The following is a 14,016-nucleotide window of genomic DNA, read 5'->3' on the forward strand; positions in this document are numbered from 1 at the left end:
ACCTTGGTGCTAGAGCAGTTTCGTCGCTTACTGTCATCACCCGTTCGGGATCTACCGTTCATCGGTTTTTTTCTGGGGATCATGCGCCGGTCGTCAGTGTCGGGAGCACGGCGTCATCGGACTGCCTGTCCACTGCGGCGTACTGATCAATCAGGAGAAGAATCATGCGCAAGCAAAAATTTGCAATTTCTGCCATCGCTCTCGGGCTGATGTTCAGCGGCGCCTCGTTCGCCGAGTCCGAAACTGACGGCATGACGCTGGGTCAGGAGCGCCAGCAGATCGGGCGAGACATGGAGCAGAACCGCGACCAGATCGGCCGTGACATCAACCAGATTCGTGACCCGGCCGGCGGCCTGGACAACGGCAACAACACCGCTGACCCGGCGTCGAACAACAACACGAATACCGGTCCCAACGCCACCAACACTGGCGTCGGTGGCAATGCCGGAACTGCTCCGGGTACAGGAAGCGGAACCGGAACGGCGCCTGGAACGGGCGTGGGCACCACTCCTGGCTCAACCACGGCGCCAGGCACGCCGACTACCGGGCAGGGCGCACCTACTACTGCACCCGGCACACCCACCACGACTACGCCGGGTGCGCCGGGCAGCAGCAATAACAGCGGCCCGGGTACCGGTACAGGTGCGGGTACCGGCACAGGCCCAGGAGGCGCGGCCGGCGGCGGCATGTAGGTCAGACGAGGGGCTGCCCGAGCAGCCCCCTCATTTCACATGCTGTTGCCGAGGATGATGACCAGGATGGTCAGCAGGACTATTACTGCGGAGAAGATGGTGCCCAGTACGCCGAAGATCTTGTTTCGACCGCTCTGGCAGAGAGCGCCGATGCCCAGTCCCAGGGCAATCAGCTCGATGAACATGCACAGTATGATCAGCAGGCCGAGCACCACGGCGCCGACAGATTCTTCATCGATACCGCCGGGCGTCGACGCCTCCATTGCCCCGGCAGCGATGAACAGGACGAAGATCAGCAGCGCTGCGCCGGTGCTGATGATGAACGAGGCGAGGCCCAGACCCGAATGCTTCAGTTGTTCCATGGGGAGGTAGATCCTTGTGGCAGCGTCCGCTGCCGTGAGTATTGGAAAGGCGCCTGTGCGCACCTGTGATTCGAGCCGCTATTGCGGCTCAAGGCAACCTTCGCCGACGGTTATTGCTGAACTTCCCACATAAAGGTGCTGCCGTCGTAGGTGACTTCCACGGTGTAGGTGAATTTTTCACCGCTCTCCATGGTGTTCAGCAGTCCCTTGTACTTCTTGCCGTCCTCGTGAATCAGTGTGAAGTCCTTGATCTGTATGTGCCGGGTAGCGGCATCCTGGGCGAAGGTTTCCTCCATGCTGGCGCGTACCTCCTTGGCCAGGTCTTCGGTGGATGAGCCACAGCCGCTGAGTGCGAGGGTCATGGCCAGAATCAGGGTTGCGAACAGCTGCTTGATCATGGGGTTTGCTCCGGTTTGATTGAGTTCTGCGTGTTCGGCGCGGATGCGCCGTGCCTCTCGAGATAACCCCTGCACAGGGCCAGCAGCGGCTCATGGCCAATGTCCAGGGCTGTGGCCGATACCACCACTGGACTGCCCAGGGTCTTGAGGTTCATGTTCAGGCTCGCGCGGCGCCAGCGGTGCCCGCAGTTGATATAAGCCTGCGGATCACGTACGCGGATGACCAGCATCCGGTTGCCGACAATATCGGTAGAACCGATACCCAGTATTTCGCTCCAGGGAATCAGCCCGAAGCCGTTACGGGCATGGTCGACGAGGCCCTGTCCGTTCAAGCTCAACGCAAGCCTTGGGCGAGCCAGCTGTAGCAGGGCGGCGATGGTTGCGGCGCCAAAGAGCAGGGCACCAAGCCCGCCGAAGAACACTACCAGCAGGGGATAGCTGAAACGATGCCGCGCCTCGCCGAGCAGCAGCCAGGTCGCGGTGGCGGTCAGGCAGAGGCTGGCTAGCAGCAGGAACAGCAGTTTTGTGCGGCTTTGACGAATGAGTGTTTCAGAAGGAAGCATGTAGCTGGCTTTTGCAGGTTGGAAAGAAGTGCCGGTTTATTGTGCGTCCGTTTTCTGACGCGGTTCGGCAAATCTATCAGGAAGTGCTAGCCATTTGCTATCGGAAGGGGCTGTTCAGAGTGCTTCGACCTCGCCGACGGGTGCCTGCAGCTGCGCGTCCAGATCGCGAATACAGTCGTGCATGCGGCTGCGGCAATCCTCCATCAGTTGACCAAGGTCGGCGCTGGTGAGGCTGCTGGTTTCGATTGGCGCAAGACTGCGTATGGCAATTCGCGCCGCCACACAGCGGTTTGCATCCAGGGTCCCGGCGTAGCTGCTGACACAGAGCGGAACAATGGGCACGCCGGCAGCAAGGGCGAGCTGGAACGCGCCTTTCTTGAACGGCAGCATGCCTTCGCCCGGATGTCGCGTCCCTTCGGGGAAGACGAAGATCGAGGTGTCTCGCTCCTGCAGAATCCTGGCGGTCGCCAGCAGCGAGCGGCGGGCGTTGCGGGGATTGTCGCGGTCGATCAGAACGTTGCCAGCAAGCCAGTACAGCTGGCCGAACAGGGGCAGCCATTTGAGACTCTTCTTGCCCATGCTGACGGTGCGCGGAGGGATCAGGCCACCGATGACGAACAGGTCGTAGTTGGACTGATGGTTGGCAATGATCACGCAGGGGCGTTTCAGCTCAAGCAGTGCCTCGATGCGAATGTCCATGCGCAGCCCCATGATGCGCAACGCCGGCCAGGCGAACAGCTTGGCGCACAGGCGACTGTTGTCCGGATGGAACGGGCGGCAGAGAGTCAGCAGTAGTCCAAAAGCGCTGGCGAATGCGCAATGCAGGCCGAGCAGGGTCAAGCGCAGAAAGGCGAGCATGAAAAAGAAACCGATGCGTTGGCGAAAGCTCGGGAGTGTACGGGTGTTCACTGAGTGCGGCAATTACGCCGCAGCGAATTTGCCAATCAGATCAAGCCAGGTCGAACGCTTCCAGCGCCAGACCGTCGTCGTCAACTTGTAGCGCCCAGCCTTGTCGGTCCCAGTCGCCTAGCACCAGGCGTCTTGCCGGTGTGCCGTCGAGGACCAGCTGATGGACGGCGGGACGGTGCGTATGGCCGTGGATCAGGGTGTGAACCTGATGTTGGCGCATTACTGCCTCAACCTCGCTCGGGGTCACGTCGACGATCTCGCTGGCCTTCATGCGTGTTTGTGCCCGGCTCTCGTCGCGTAGCTTGCGCGCCAGCTTGCGTCGGGTCTGCAGCGGCAGATGGCGGAGGATGAACAGGCTGAGCGGATTGCGCAGCAGTCGGCGCATGCGCATGTAGGCGTGATCTGCGGTGCACAGGCTGTCACCGTGCATCAGCAGTACCTTCTCGCCTGCGAGGTTGACGATGCTGGAGTCGCGCAGCAGTTGGCAGCCGGCTTCCCGGCAGAAGGAACTGCCGAGCAGGAAGTCGCGATTGCCGTGCATCAGGAAGATCTGCGTGCCGGTCTCGCTGCACCTGCGCAAGGCCGACGCGATGCTGCGCTGGAAATCGTCCATGGCGTCATCGCCGATCCAGACCTCGAAGAAGTCGCCGAGGATGTACAGCGCCTGCGCCTTGCACGCGCGCGTCTCGAGGAAATGCATAAACGCCCGGGTAATGTCCGGGCGATTTTCTTCGAGATGCAGGTCGGAGATCAGCAGGATCATGCGTTCGGCCTTGCACGGGGTAGGGCGGAAGACCGACGCAGCGCGCCGAGCCTTCCGTGTGTCGCAGGGCTCGGAGTCAGACGATCTCGGCCTTTTCGATGATCACGTCTTCGACCGGAACGTCCTGGTGGCCTGAGCGCATGGTGGTGGCGACACCCTTGATCGCTTCGACCACATCCATGCCTTCAACCACTTCGGCAAAGACGGCGTAACCCCAACCTTGGGTGGTGGGCGCGCTGTGGTCGAGGAAGCTGTTGTCGGAAACGTTGATGAAGAACTGCGCCGAGGCCGAGTGCGGGTCCATGGTGCGGGCCATGGCAACGGTGCCGACCTTGTTCGACAGGCCGTTGTTGGCCTCGTTCTTGATCGGTGCGCGGGTGGTCTTCTGCTTCATGCCAGGCTCAAAACCGCCGCCCTGGATCATGAAGGTGCTGATGACCCGGTGAAAGATGGTGCCGTCATAGTGGCCGCTCTTCACGTATTCGATGAAGTTGGCTGCGGTTTCCGGCGCCTTGTCTTCGAACAGTTGCAGGCTGATGACGCCATGGTTGGTGTGCAGTTTGATCATCTGGCTATGCGCTCTTGGTGGTGGCAGTGCGCCTGGGGGCTGCGGTTCGAGCCGGTACAGGGCGCTGCGGCTGTCAGGGGGTTGACGGGTTGGGTATGATACGGCCTTTGTTTTGACCGGCCTACCCTGGAGCCGTCCCTGTCTGGCGCATGCCGGCGATGAGACGTTTGAGTGGATTGGCGTTGCGCGTATGCGTCTCGCCGTCCGCTTTCGAGTCTTCTTCGCCAGCTACCGGATCGGTGAGAGCTTCGCGTGGCGCATCGTACCTAAGGACATCATGAGCAAGCCCACCGTCGAAAAAGCCGCCAACTTTCTGCGTCCCATCGTTCAGGCTGACCTGGACAGCGGCAAGCACGCCAAGGTCATCACCCGTTTTCCGCCGGAGCCCAACGGTTACCTGCACATCGGCCACGCCAAGAGCATCTGCCTGAACTTCGGCCTGGCCGAGGAGTTCGGTGGTGCCTGCAACCTGCGTTTCGACGACACCAATCCGGCCAAGGAAGACCAGGAATACATCGACGCGATCAAGGCTGACGTCGAATGGCTGGGCTTTCGCTGGGCAGGCGAGGAGCGTTACGCCTCCAACTACTTCGACCAGTTGCACGACTGGGCCGTCGAGCTGATCAAGGCTGGCAAGGCCTACGTCTGCGACCTGTCGCCGGACGAGGCGCGCGAATACCGCGGCACCCTGACCACACCCGGCAAGGACAGCCCGTATCGCGAGCGCAGTGTCGAGGAAAACCTCGACCTGTTTGCGCGCATGAAGGCCGGCGAATTCCCCGACGGTGCCCGTGCCCTGCGCGCCAAGATCGACATGGCCTCGCGCAACATGAACCTGCGGGATCCGATCCTCTATCGCATCCGCCATGCCCATCACCACCAGACCGGTGACAAGTGGTGCATCTATCCCAGCTACGATTTCACCCACGGTCAGTCGGACGCCATCGAGGGCATCACTCACTCCATCTGCACCCTGGAGTTCGAGGATCATCGCCCGCTCTACGAGTGGTTCCTGGCCAACCTGTCGGTGCCGGCGCAACCGCGCCAGTACGAATTTGCCCGGCTCAACCTGAACTACACCATCACCAGCAAGCGCAAGCTCAAGCAACTGGTGGACGAGAAGCATGTCAACGGCTGGGACGATCCGCGCATGTCGACCCTCTCCGGCTATCGCCGTCGTGGCTATACCCCGGCGTCGATCCGTACCTTCTGCGACATGATCGGGGTGAACCGCGCTGGCGGCGTGGTCGATATCGGCATGCTCGAGTTCGCCATCCGTGAAGACCTGGATGCCAACGCTGCACGTGCCATGTGCGTGCTCAAGCCCTTGAAGGTGGTCATCAGCAACTACCCGACAGGCAAGGTCGAGAACCTCGAACTGCCGCGCCATCCCAAGCAGGACATGGGCGTGCGCGTGCTGCCGTTCAGTCGCGAGATCTACATCGACGCCAGCGACTTCGAGCAAACCCCGCCGGATGGCTTCAAGCGCCTGATCCCAGGTGGCGAAGTGCGTCTGCGCGGCAGCTACGTGATTCGCGCCGACGAGGCGATCAAGGATGCTGCGGGCAATATCGTCGAGCTGCGCTGCAGCTATGACGAAAACACCCTGGGCAAGAACCCCGAGGGGCGCAAGGTCAAGGGTGTGATCCACTGGGTGCCGGCGGCCGAGAGCGTCGAGTGCGAAGTGCGCCTGTACGATCGTCTGTTCCGCTCAGCCAATCCGGAGAAGGACGAGGAGGGCGGCAGCTTCCTCGACAATATCAACCCCGAGTCGCTGGTGGTGCTCAAGGGGTGCCGCGCGGAGCCGTCGCTAGCCCAGGCCGAACCCGAGGAGCGCTTCCAGTTCGAGCGCGAGGGTTACTTCTGCGCCGATCTCAAGGACAGCAAGCCGGGCGCGCCCGTGTTCAACCGTACCGTCACCCTGCGCGACTCCTGGGGTCAGTAAATGGCACTGAGCATCTACAACACCCTGAGCAAGACCAAGGACGTCTTCAAGCCGCTTGAAGGCAACCATGTGCGCATGTACGTCTGCGGCATGACGGTTTACGACTTCTGTCATATCGGTCATGCGCGGGTGATGGTGGCGTTCGATGTGGTGACTCGCTGGCTGCGTGAGCGTGGCTATGACGTGACCTACGTGCGCAATATCACCGACATCGACGACAAGATCATCCGCCGTGCCAACGAGAACGGCGAGCCGTTCGAGGCGCTGGTCGAGCGCATGATCGCTGCGATGCACGAGGACGAGGCGCGGCTGAACGTGCTGCGCCCGGATCTGGAGCCACGCGCGACCGGGCACATCGATGGCATGTTCACCATGATCCAGACCCTGATCGACAAGGGCTTTGCCTATGCGCCGGGCAATGGCGACGTGTACTACCGCGTTACCAAGTTCGAGGGCTACGGCAAATTGTCCCGGCGCAAGATCGACGAACTGAAGATCGGCGCGCGCATCGAGGTCGACGAGATCAAGGAAGATCCGCTGGATTTCGTCCTGTGGAAAGCCGCCAAGCCGGGCGAGCCGAGCTGGGATTCGCCCTGGGGCAAGGGCCGGCCGGGCTGGCATATCGAGTGCTCGGTGATGTCGACCTGCTGCCTGGGCGAGACCTTCGACATCCACGGCGGCGGTCCGGACCTGGTGTTCCCGCACCATGAGAACGAGATCGCCCAGAGCGAGGCGGCCACCGGCAAGCCCTACGCGGCAGCCTGGATGCACGCCGGTGCGGTGCGCGTGGATGGCGAGAAAATGTCCAAGAGTCTGGGCAACTTCTTCACCATTCGCGAGGTGCTGGAAAAGTACCACCCGGAAGTCGTGCGTTATCTGCTGGTTTCCAGCCATTACCGCAGCCCGATCAACTACTCCGAAGACAGCCTCAAGGAGGCGCGCGGCGCCCTGGAGCGCTTCTACACCGCACTGCGTGGACTGCCCGAGGCAGCGCCGGCGGGTGGCGAGGCGTTCGTCGAGCGTTTTGTCGCGGCGATGGACGACGATTTCGGTACGCCCGAGGCTTGTGCGGTGCTGTTCGATCTGGCGCGCGAGATCAACCGGCTGCGAGAGGTCGATGCTCAGGCTGCTGCCGGTCTGGCGGCTCGTTTGCGCTCGCTGGCTGCTGTGCTCGGGGTTCTGCAACTGGCGCCCGAGGCCTTCTTGCAGGCCGGCAACCGCAAGGTCGATGCGGCGGAGGTGGAAGCGCTGATCGCGGCGCGTCTGCAGGCGCGTTCGGGGAAGAACTGGGTCGAGAGTGACCGCATTCGCGACCAGCTGGCGGCGCTGGGCGTTGTGCTGGAAGACGGTAAGGGCGGTACCACCTGGCGTCTGGCCGACCAGTAGCTGTCTGGCTGTCAGGCCGGCGCTCAGGAGGCTCGGCTGAGCTGCTCGATGATCCGGTTGCGCCCGCTCTGCTTGGCCAGGTACATGCGCTGGTCCGCCAGATCGAGCAGTTCGCGACAGTCGCTGGCATTGTCCGCCAGGCGTTCGGCAATGCCGATGCTGGCGGTCAGTGGTCGGCCATCCGGGCGCAGTCCCAGTCCGCTGCTGATGATCCGCTCGAGTGCCTGACGTGCCTGCTTAAGATCGGCCCCCGGCATGATCAATAGAAACTCCTCTCCGCCCCAGCGCAGGAGGCTGTCCGATTGCCGCAAGCTCTTCTGCAGGCGGCGGGCCAATTCGCGCAGGACGTTATCTCCCGCCTCGTGGCCGAACTCATCGTTGATCGATTTGAAGTGATCGACGTCGATGAATACCACGGACAGGCGCGTGTCGTTGCGCTTGGCGCCGTGCCAGTGCAGGTCGAGGATTTCCTCGCCACTGCCGCGAGACAGGACGCCGGTCAGTGGGTCGTGAATTGCCTGTCGTACCAGCGCGATCATGAACGCCAGTTGACTCATGCTCGCCAGGGCAGTGACGCCAGCGATCAGGATCAACAGCCAGAAGCCACCAGCGAAGGAGGGCCAGCTCAGCGTGGACCAGCTCAGGTAACCGGCAATCAGCTGCGCGGCGAGCAACAGCGCGACCAGAAGCAGGTTTTCCTGCAGCGTCAGTGGGAAGATCGCCAGCCCGGCCATCAGCACGAACGGCAGAAAGGCATAACCCGTGGCCACGGCCGCCGAGACCTGGTCATGATGCTGGCCGCCAAGCAGGGTGTGCGAGGCGATATAGAAGAGAGTCGGGATCGCGAACAGAATCGCGATGGCGCGGTAGGCGTCAAACAGCTTGCCGTTCGGGCGATACAGCAGGAGCAGGCAGGCGAAGGCTGCGCAGGTCACCACTCGGCAGGCGGCAAGACTGATCCACAGGTCGCGGTTGAAGACCATCAGATCGATCAGGCTCCACAGGGGTGTCAGCACCGCGAAGAGAAAGGCGAATAGGCGCACGCGGTTGACGATCATGGTTGCCCGGCGCTGGCTCAGCAGCAGCGAGTGGCCGCCGGGTGCAAGCAGTTGTCGTAGTTCGTGCAGGCGCAGTTCGCTTGGAAGGAGAAGGGCGAGGCGTCTGGCGAGTGCGTAAAGGATCGAGGTCATGGCATGGCCGATGCGGCAGGAGTGCGGACTCGAGTGGAGTCTGCCACTGCGCTTGAGGGCATATGCTGACGCGGATCAGTGGTTGTGATGGCAGCTTGATGGCGTGACGAGGGCTTGCGCCAGGGGCGAGCCCTCGCTTTGTCAGCGGTGCAGTTGCTCGGCTGCCTGCAGGGTGTTTTCCAGCAGTCCCGCGCGGGTCATGGGGCCTACGCCGCCCGGCACCGGCGTGATCCAGGAGGCGCGTTCGCAGGCGGCCTGGAAATCGACATCGCCGACCAGTCGCCCATCGGCCTGGCGATTGATGCCGACGTCGATGACGATGGCGCCAGGCTTGATCCACTCACCCTTGACCAGACCTGGCTTGCCTACCGCAACGACCAGCAGATCGGCGCGCCTTACGTGTTCCTCAAGGTTCCTGGTGAAGCGATGCGTGACAGTGGTGGTGCAGCCCGCGAGCAGCAGCTCCAGGGCCATTGGCCGGCCGACGATGTTCGATGCGCCGACGATTACAGCGTCCAGTCCGTGCAGATCGATGCCGGTGCTTTCCAGCAGCGTCATGATGCCTTTCGGGGTGCAGGGTCGCAGCAGGGGAATGCGTTGGGCCAGGCGGCCGATGTTGAAAGGATGGAATCCATCCACGTCCTTGTCCGGGCGGATGCGCTCGAGAATCCTGGATGCGTCGAGCTGGGCTGGTAGCGGCAACTGGACCAGGATGCCGTCAATGGCCGGATCATCGTTGAGTGCATCGATCAGTTCAGTGAGCTGCTGTTGGGTCGTCTCGCTGGACAGGTCATAGGCGCGGGAGACAAAGCCTACTTCTTCGCAGTCCTTGCGCTTGTGCGAAACGTAGACCTGGGAGGCTGGATCGCTACCGACCAGAATCACCGCCAGACCTGGCGCGCGCTGGCCGAGTTGGAGGCGTTCGGCGACGCGTTTGGCGATCTGCTGGCGGAGGGAGGCGGCGATCGCTTTGCCGTCGATCAGTTGTGCGGTCATGACGCTCGATTAACCATTGGAAAAGATAGGAAAAAGGTCGCGCATTCTCGCACGGCGAATCATCAGGGCAAAGCTGCGCCGCCCGGATTTTCCCGTAAGCCCTTTATGTCGCTGATTTTTTTCATTTTCCGTGTTGACGGTTGGAAATCGCCTCTATAAGATTCGCCCCGCTTGTCGAGCACAGCCTGCTGCTGGGTAAGAAGGTACGGAGAGTCGCCATAAGGCTCGAAATACCAAGCTTTTTTGGTTTGCGCTCCGTACAGAATGCAGATTGATAAGCGCCCGTAGCTCAGCTGGATAGAGCATCCGCCTTCTAAGCGGATGGTCGCAGGTTCGAGTCCTGCCGGGCGTGCCATTCGGCGCTTGGCTCAAGTGATGTAGATATGGTGGGCGTAGCTCAGTTGGTAGAGCACAGGATTGTGGCTCCTGGTGTCGTGGGTTCGATCCCCATCGTCCACCCCATATTTCCGAAAGCGCCAGGCCATGTGCCTGGCGCTTTTGTTTCGGGTTGACCGAATGCGGACGTGGTGAAATTGGTAGACACACCAGATTTAGGTTCTGGCGCCGCAAGGTGTGAGAGTTCGAGTCTCTCCGTCCGCACCATCTTTCTTTTCAGTATCCGTCGCGTTTCTCCGCCTATGGGCGGGGTGACTTCTGAGTCGTGTGCCTCTAGAATGCTTGCCCTTGATTCTGGGGCCGGTATGGCCGACTAACGTCTGTGCAACGAGGAATATCCATGCAAGTTTCTGTTGAAAACACTTCTGCTCTCGAGCGCCGCATGACCATCGGCGTTCCGGCCGAGCGCATCGAGACTGAAGTCAACAAGCGTCTGCAGCAGACTGCGCGTCGCGCCAAGGTTCCCGGCTTCCGCCCCGGCAAGGTGCCGATGAGCGTGATCCGCCAGCGCTATGAGGACTCGGCTCGCCAGGAAGCCCTGGGTGAACTGATCCAGGCCACCTTCTATGAGGCTATCGTCGAGCAGAAGCTCAATCCTGCCGGCACCCCGGCTGTGGAGCCGAAGGTTTTCGAGAAGGGCAAGGATCTCGAGTATGTGGCGACTTTCGAGGTGTTTCCGGAGTTTGAAGTCGGTGGTTTCGAAAGCATCGAAGTGGAGCGTCTGGAAGCTGAAGTGACTGACGCCGATCTGGAGAAAATGCTGGAAACCCTGCGCAAGCAGAATACCCGTTTCGAGCAGGTCGAGCGTGCTGCGCAGAATGACGATCAGTTGAACATCGACTTCGTCGGCAAGATCGACGGTGAGGCCTTCGCCGGCGGCTCGGCCAAGAGCACCCCGCTGGTGATCGGCTCCGGCCGCATGATTCCGGGTTTTGAAGAGGGTCTGGTCGGCGCCAAGGCCGGTGAGGAGCGCGTCGTTGCTGTCACCTTCCCTGAGGATTACCAGAATCTTGACCTGGCGGGTAAGGCGGCCGAGTTCACCATCACGGTCAATAGTGTTTCCGAGCCGCGCCTGCCAGAGCTGGATGACGAGTTCTTCGCACTGTTTGGCATCAAGGAAGGCGGTCTGGAAGGCTTCCGTACAGAAGTGCGCAAGAACATGGCGCGCGAGCTGCGTCAGGCGCTGAAGGGCAAGGTCAAGAGCCAGGTCATGGACGGTCTGCTGGCCACCAACCCGATCGAGGTGCCCAAGGCGCTGGTCGGTAGCGAAGTTGATCGTTTGCGTGTTCAGGCGGTTCAGCAGTTTGGCGGTAACATCAAGCCGGATCAGCTGCCTGCCGAGCTGTTCGAGGAGCAGGCGCGTCGCCGTGTTTCGCTGGGTCTGATCATCAGTGAGCTGGTCAAGCAGTTCGAGCTCAAGCCGGACGAGGCGCGTGTTCGCGAGCTGATCGAAGAGATGGCCTCTGCTTACCAAGAGCCCGAGCAGGTTGTCTCCTGGTACTACAAGAATGACCAGCAATTGGGCGAAGTGCGCTCGGTTGTGCTGGAAGAGCAAGTTGTAGATACTGTTCTCGGCAAGGCCAAAGTGACCGACAAACAGGTATCTTACGAGGAAGCGGTCAAGCCCGCGGAAGCTCCTCAGGCGGCCTGATTCAGTACGATAGACCGAGAAACCATAAGCCAGCCTTCGTGCTGGCTTGTGCGTCTTTGAGACATGATCTTTTAGGGAGCGACCATACGCATGTCCCGCAATTCCTTTATGCAGCAAATGCCTGACATTCAGGCGGCCGGTGGTCTGGTGCCCATGGTGATCGAGCAGTCAGCCCGCGGCGAGCGCGCTTACGACATCTATTCCCGTCTGTTGAAGGAGCGTGTGATCTTCCTGGTCGGCCAGGTCGAGGACTACATGGCCAACCTGGTGGTTGCCCAGTTGCTGTTCTTGGAAGCGGAGAATCCCGACAAGGACATTCACCTGTACATCAACTCGCCAGGTGGTTCGGTAACGGCCGGCATGTCGATCTACGACACCATGCAGTTCATCAAGCCCGACGTGTCCACCATCTGCATCGGTCAGGCCTGCAGCATGGGTGCGCTCCTGCTGGCGGGTGGGGCGGCCGGCAAGCGGTACTGCCTGCCGCACTCGCGGATGATGATTCACCAGCCGCTCGGCGGATTCCAGGGCCAGGCTTCGGATATCGAGATTCACGCTCGTGAGATTCTCACCATTCGCGAACGCCTCAACAAGGTGCTGGCGGAACATACCGGTCAGCCGATGGAAGTGATTGCTCGCGACACTGATCGTGACAACTTCATGAGCGGTGAAGATGCGGTCAAGTACGGGCTTATCGACCAGGTTCTGAACAAGCGTATCATGGCGTCGTAGAGCTCTTTTGCAGCTCTGACCAGGCAACACCCGGACGCTGCGCGGGCTTGAAAAAGCCCGCGTTTGCCTTCATCTTGTGTGCATGCCCTACCGGATTGGATCGATCTAATGAGTGATACCCGCAACGGCGAGGACTCCGGCAAGCTGCTCTATTGCTCCTTCTGCGGCAAAAGCCAGCACGAAGTGCGCAAGCTGATCGCCGGCCCCTCCGTATTCATCTGCGACGAATGCGTCGACCTGTGCAACGACATCATCCGCGAGGAGGTGCAGGAGGCACAGACCGAGAGCAACGCGCACAAGCTGCCCGCTCCGCGTGAGATCAGCAATATCCTCGATCAGTACGTGATCGGGCAGGAGCGTGCCAAGAAGGTTCTGGCTGTCGCCGTATACAACCATTACAAGCGCTTGAATCAGCGTGAAAAGAAGGAAGAGGTCGAGCTCGGCAAGAGCAATATCCTGCTGATCGGTCCCACCGGTTCGGGCAAGACGCTGCTGGCCGAGACGCTTGCAAGACTGCTCAACGTTCCCTTCACCATCGCCGATGCGACCACGCTGACCGAAGCGGGTTATGTGGGTGAGGACGTTGAAAATATCATCCAGAAACTGTTGCAGAAGTGCGATTACGATGTCGAGAAAGCCCAGATGGGCATCGTCTACATCGACGAGATCGACAAGATTTCGCGCAAGTCGGACAACCCGTCGATTACGCGCGACGTGTCCGGTGAGGGTGTGCAGCAGGCGCTGTTGAAACTGATCGAAGGCACGGTTGCGTCGGTTCCACCGCAGGGTGGCCGCAAGCACCCGCAGCAGGAATTCCTGCAGGTGGATACGCGCAATATCCTGTTCATCTGTGGCGGTGCGTTCTCCGGTCTGGAGAAGGTCATTCAGCAGCGCTCGACGCGTGGCGGAATAGGCTTCAACGCCGAGGTGCGCAGCCAGGATCTGGGCAAGAAGGTCGGTGAATCCTTGCGTGAGGTCGAGCCGGATGATCTGGTCAAGTTCGGTCTGATTCCGGAATTCGTCGGTCGCCTGCCGGTCATCGCTACGCTGGACGAGCTTGACGAGGCTGCGCTGGTGCAGATTCTTACCGAGCCGAAGAATGCCCTGACCAAGCAGTACGGTCGTCTGTTCGAGCTGGAAGGCGTCGAGCTGGAATTCCGTCCGGATGCGCTGCGTGCCGTCGCGCATCGCGCACTTGAGCGCAAGACGGGAGCTCGTGGCCTGCGCTCGATTCTCGAAGGCGTGCTGCTCGACACCATGTACGACATTCCCTCGCAGGAGTCGGTCAGCAAGGTGGTCATCGATGAAAGCGTCATCGAGGGAACATCCAAGCCGCTGTTGATCTACGAGAATGCAGAGCCGCCTGCCAAGGCAGCGCCTGACGCATGACTCGACACAAAGGGGCCTTCGGGCCCCTTTGTGTTTCATACCTTGTTTTTTGCCGGGGCCGGCTCCATCTTAGCCT

Annotated in this window: 14 protein-coding genes and 3 tRNA genes; 9 read left to right on the forward strand and 8 right to left on the reverse strand. The window is 61.0% G+C overall.

What is annotated here, in order from left to right; genetic code table 11:
* The first annotated feature begins 164 nt into the window (after nucleotides 1-164).
* A complete protein-coding gene (locus DBO85_RS13730; protein WP_233356610.1) occupies nucleotides 165-692 on the forward strand; it encodes a hypothetical protein in 528 nt (175 codons plus the stop codon).
* Between the two features lie 35 nt (nucleotides 693-727).
* On the opposite strand, the gene DBO85_RS13735 is transcribed toward DBO85_RS13730, so the two are convergent.
* From DBO85_RS13735 to DBO85_RS13760, 6 genes are all read right to left on the reverse strand, one after another.
* Nucleotides 728-1,054, reverse strand: coding sequence for a hypothetical protein (locus DBO85_RS13735; RefSeq protein WP_108107842.1), 327 nt, complete (start codon nucleotides 1,052-1,054; stop codon nucleotides 728-730).
* A gap of 110 nt (nucleotides 1,055-1,164) precedes the next feature.
* A complete protein-coding gene (locus DBO85_RS13740; RefSeq protein ID WP_108107843.1) occupies nucleotides 1,165-1,452 on the reverse strand; it encodes a hypothetical protein in 288 nt (95 codons plus the stop codon).
* Nucleotides 1,449-2,015, reverse strand: coding sequence for an STM3941 family protein (locus DBO85_RS13745; protein ID WP_108107844.1), 567 nt, complete (start codon nucleotides 2,013-2,015; stop codon nucleotides 1,449-1,451). Before DBO85_RS13745 ends, DBO85_RS13740 begins: the two co-directional genes overlap by 4 nt.
* 114 nt (nucleotides 2,016-2,129) lie before the next feature.
* Nucleotides 2,130-2,873 (reverse strand): lysophospholipid acyltransferase family protein, encoded by a 744-nt coding sequence (locus DBO85_RS13750; protein ID WP_108107845.1) that lies wholly within the window; start codon nucleotides 2,871-2,873, stop codon nucleotides 2,130-2,132.
* Between the two features lie 91 nt (nucleotides 2,874-2,964).
* Nucleotides 2,965-3,687: a UDP-2,3-diacylglucosamine diphosphatase gene (gene lpxH, locus DBO85_RS13755; RefSeq protein ID WP_108107846.1), complete on the reverse strand. Its 723-nt coding sequence runs from the start codon at nucleotides 3,685-3,687 to the stop codon at nucleotides 2,965-2,967.
* A gap of 76 nt (nucleotides 3,688-3,763) precedes the next feature.
* Complete coding sequence (locus DBO85_RS13760; protein ID WP_108107847.1) at nucleotides 3,764-4,255, reverse strand: peptidylprolyl isomerase; 492 nt, start codon at nucleotides 4,253-4,255, stop codon at nucleotides 3,764-3,766.
* 277 nt (nucleotides 4,256-4,532) lie between these two features.
* On the opposite strand from DBO85_RS13760, the gene DBO85_RS13765 reads away from it, so the two are divergent.
* Nucleotides 4,533-6,200, forward strand: coding sequence for a glutamine--tRNA ligase/YqeY domain fusion protein (locus DBO85_RS13765; protein WP_108108338.1), 1,668 nt, complete (start codon nucleotides 4,533-4,535; stop codon nucleotides 6,198-6,200).
* On the forward strand, nucleotides 6,201-7,586 hold the full coding sequence (gene cysS / locus DBO85_RS13770) for a cysteine--tRNA ligase (protein ID WP_108107848.1): 1,386 nt from the start codon (nucleotides 6,201-6,203) through the stop codon (nucleotides 7,584-7,586). It abuts the gene before it with no gap.
* Between the two features lie 23 nt (nucleotides 7,587-7,609).
* Here the strand turns inward: cysS and DBO85_RS13775 are convergent, their stop codons facing one another.
* Both DBO85_RS13775 and folD read right to left on the reverse strand, forming a co-directional pair.
* Nucleotides 7,610-8,776 (reverse strand): GGDEF domain-containing protein, encoded by a 1,167-nt coding sequence (locus tag DBO85_RS13775; RefSeq protein ID WP_108107849.1) that lies wholly within the window; start codon nucleotides 8,774-8,776, stop codon nucleotides 7,610-7,612.
* 141 nt (nucleotides 8,777-8,917) lie between these two features.
* Nucleotides 8,918-9,772: a bifunctional methylenetetrahydrofolate dehydrogenase/methenyltetrahydrofolate cyclohydrolase FolD gene (gene folD / locus DBO85_RS13780; protein WP_108107850.1), complete on the reverse strand. Its 855-nt coding sequence runs from the start codon at nucleotides 9,770-9,772 to the stop codon at nucleotides 8,918-8,920.
* 278 nt (nucleotides 9,773-10,050) lie between these two features.
* Here folD and DBO85_RS13785 point away from each other — a divergent pair.
* From DBO85_RS13785 to clpX, 6 genes are all read left to right on the forward strand, one after another.
* Nucleotides 10,051-10,127: transfer RNA gene (locus tag DBO85_RS13785), tRNA-Arg, on the forward strand.
* Between the two features lie 31 nt (nucleotides 10,128-10,158).
* A tRNA-His gene (locus tag DBO85_RS13790) sits at nucleotides 10,159-10,234 on the forward strand.
* Between the two features lie 56 nt (nucleotides 10,235-10,290).
* Nucleotides 10,291-10,375 (forward strand) — tRNA-Leu (locus DBO85_RS13795).
* Nucleotides 10,376-10,508: 133 nt separating this feature from the next.
* Complete coding sequence (gene tig, locus DBO85_RS13800; RefSeq protein WP_108107851.1) at nucleotides 10,509-11,819, forward strand: trigger factor; 1,311 nt, start codon at nucleotides 10,509-10,511, stop codon at nucleotides 11,817-11,819.
* Between the two features lie 90 nt (nucleotides 11,820-11,909).
* Complete coding sequence (gene clpP / locus DBO85_RS13805) at nucleotides 11,910-12,551, forward strand: ATP-dependent Clp endopeptidase proteolytic subunit ClpP (protein WP_108107852.1); 642 nt, start codon at nucleotides 11,910-11,912, stop codon at nucleotides 12,549-12,551.
* A 108-nt stretch (nucleotides 12,552-12,659) separates the two neighbouring features.
* The gene (clpX, locus tag DBO85_RS13810) at nucleotides 12,660-13,940 is read left to right on the forward strand and encodes an ATP-dependent Clp protease ATP-binding subunit ClpX (protein WP_108107853.1); all 1,281 of its coding nucleotides are present in this window, start codon (nucleotides 12,660-12,662) and stop codon (nucleotides 13,938-13,940) included.
* Nucleotides 13,941-14,016 lie beyond the last annotated feature (76 nt).

The sequence above is a fragment of the Pseudomonas mangrovi genome (assembly GCF_003052585.1).
Taxonomy (GTDB): domain Bacteria; phylum Pseudomonadota; class Gammaproteobacteria; order Pseudomonadales; family Pseudomonadaceae; genus Aquipseudomonas; species Aquipseudomonas mangrovi.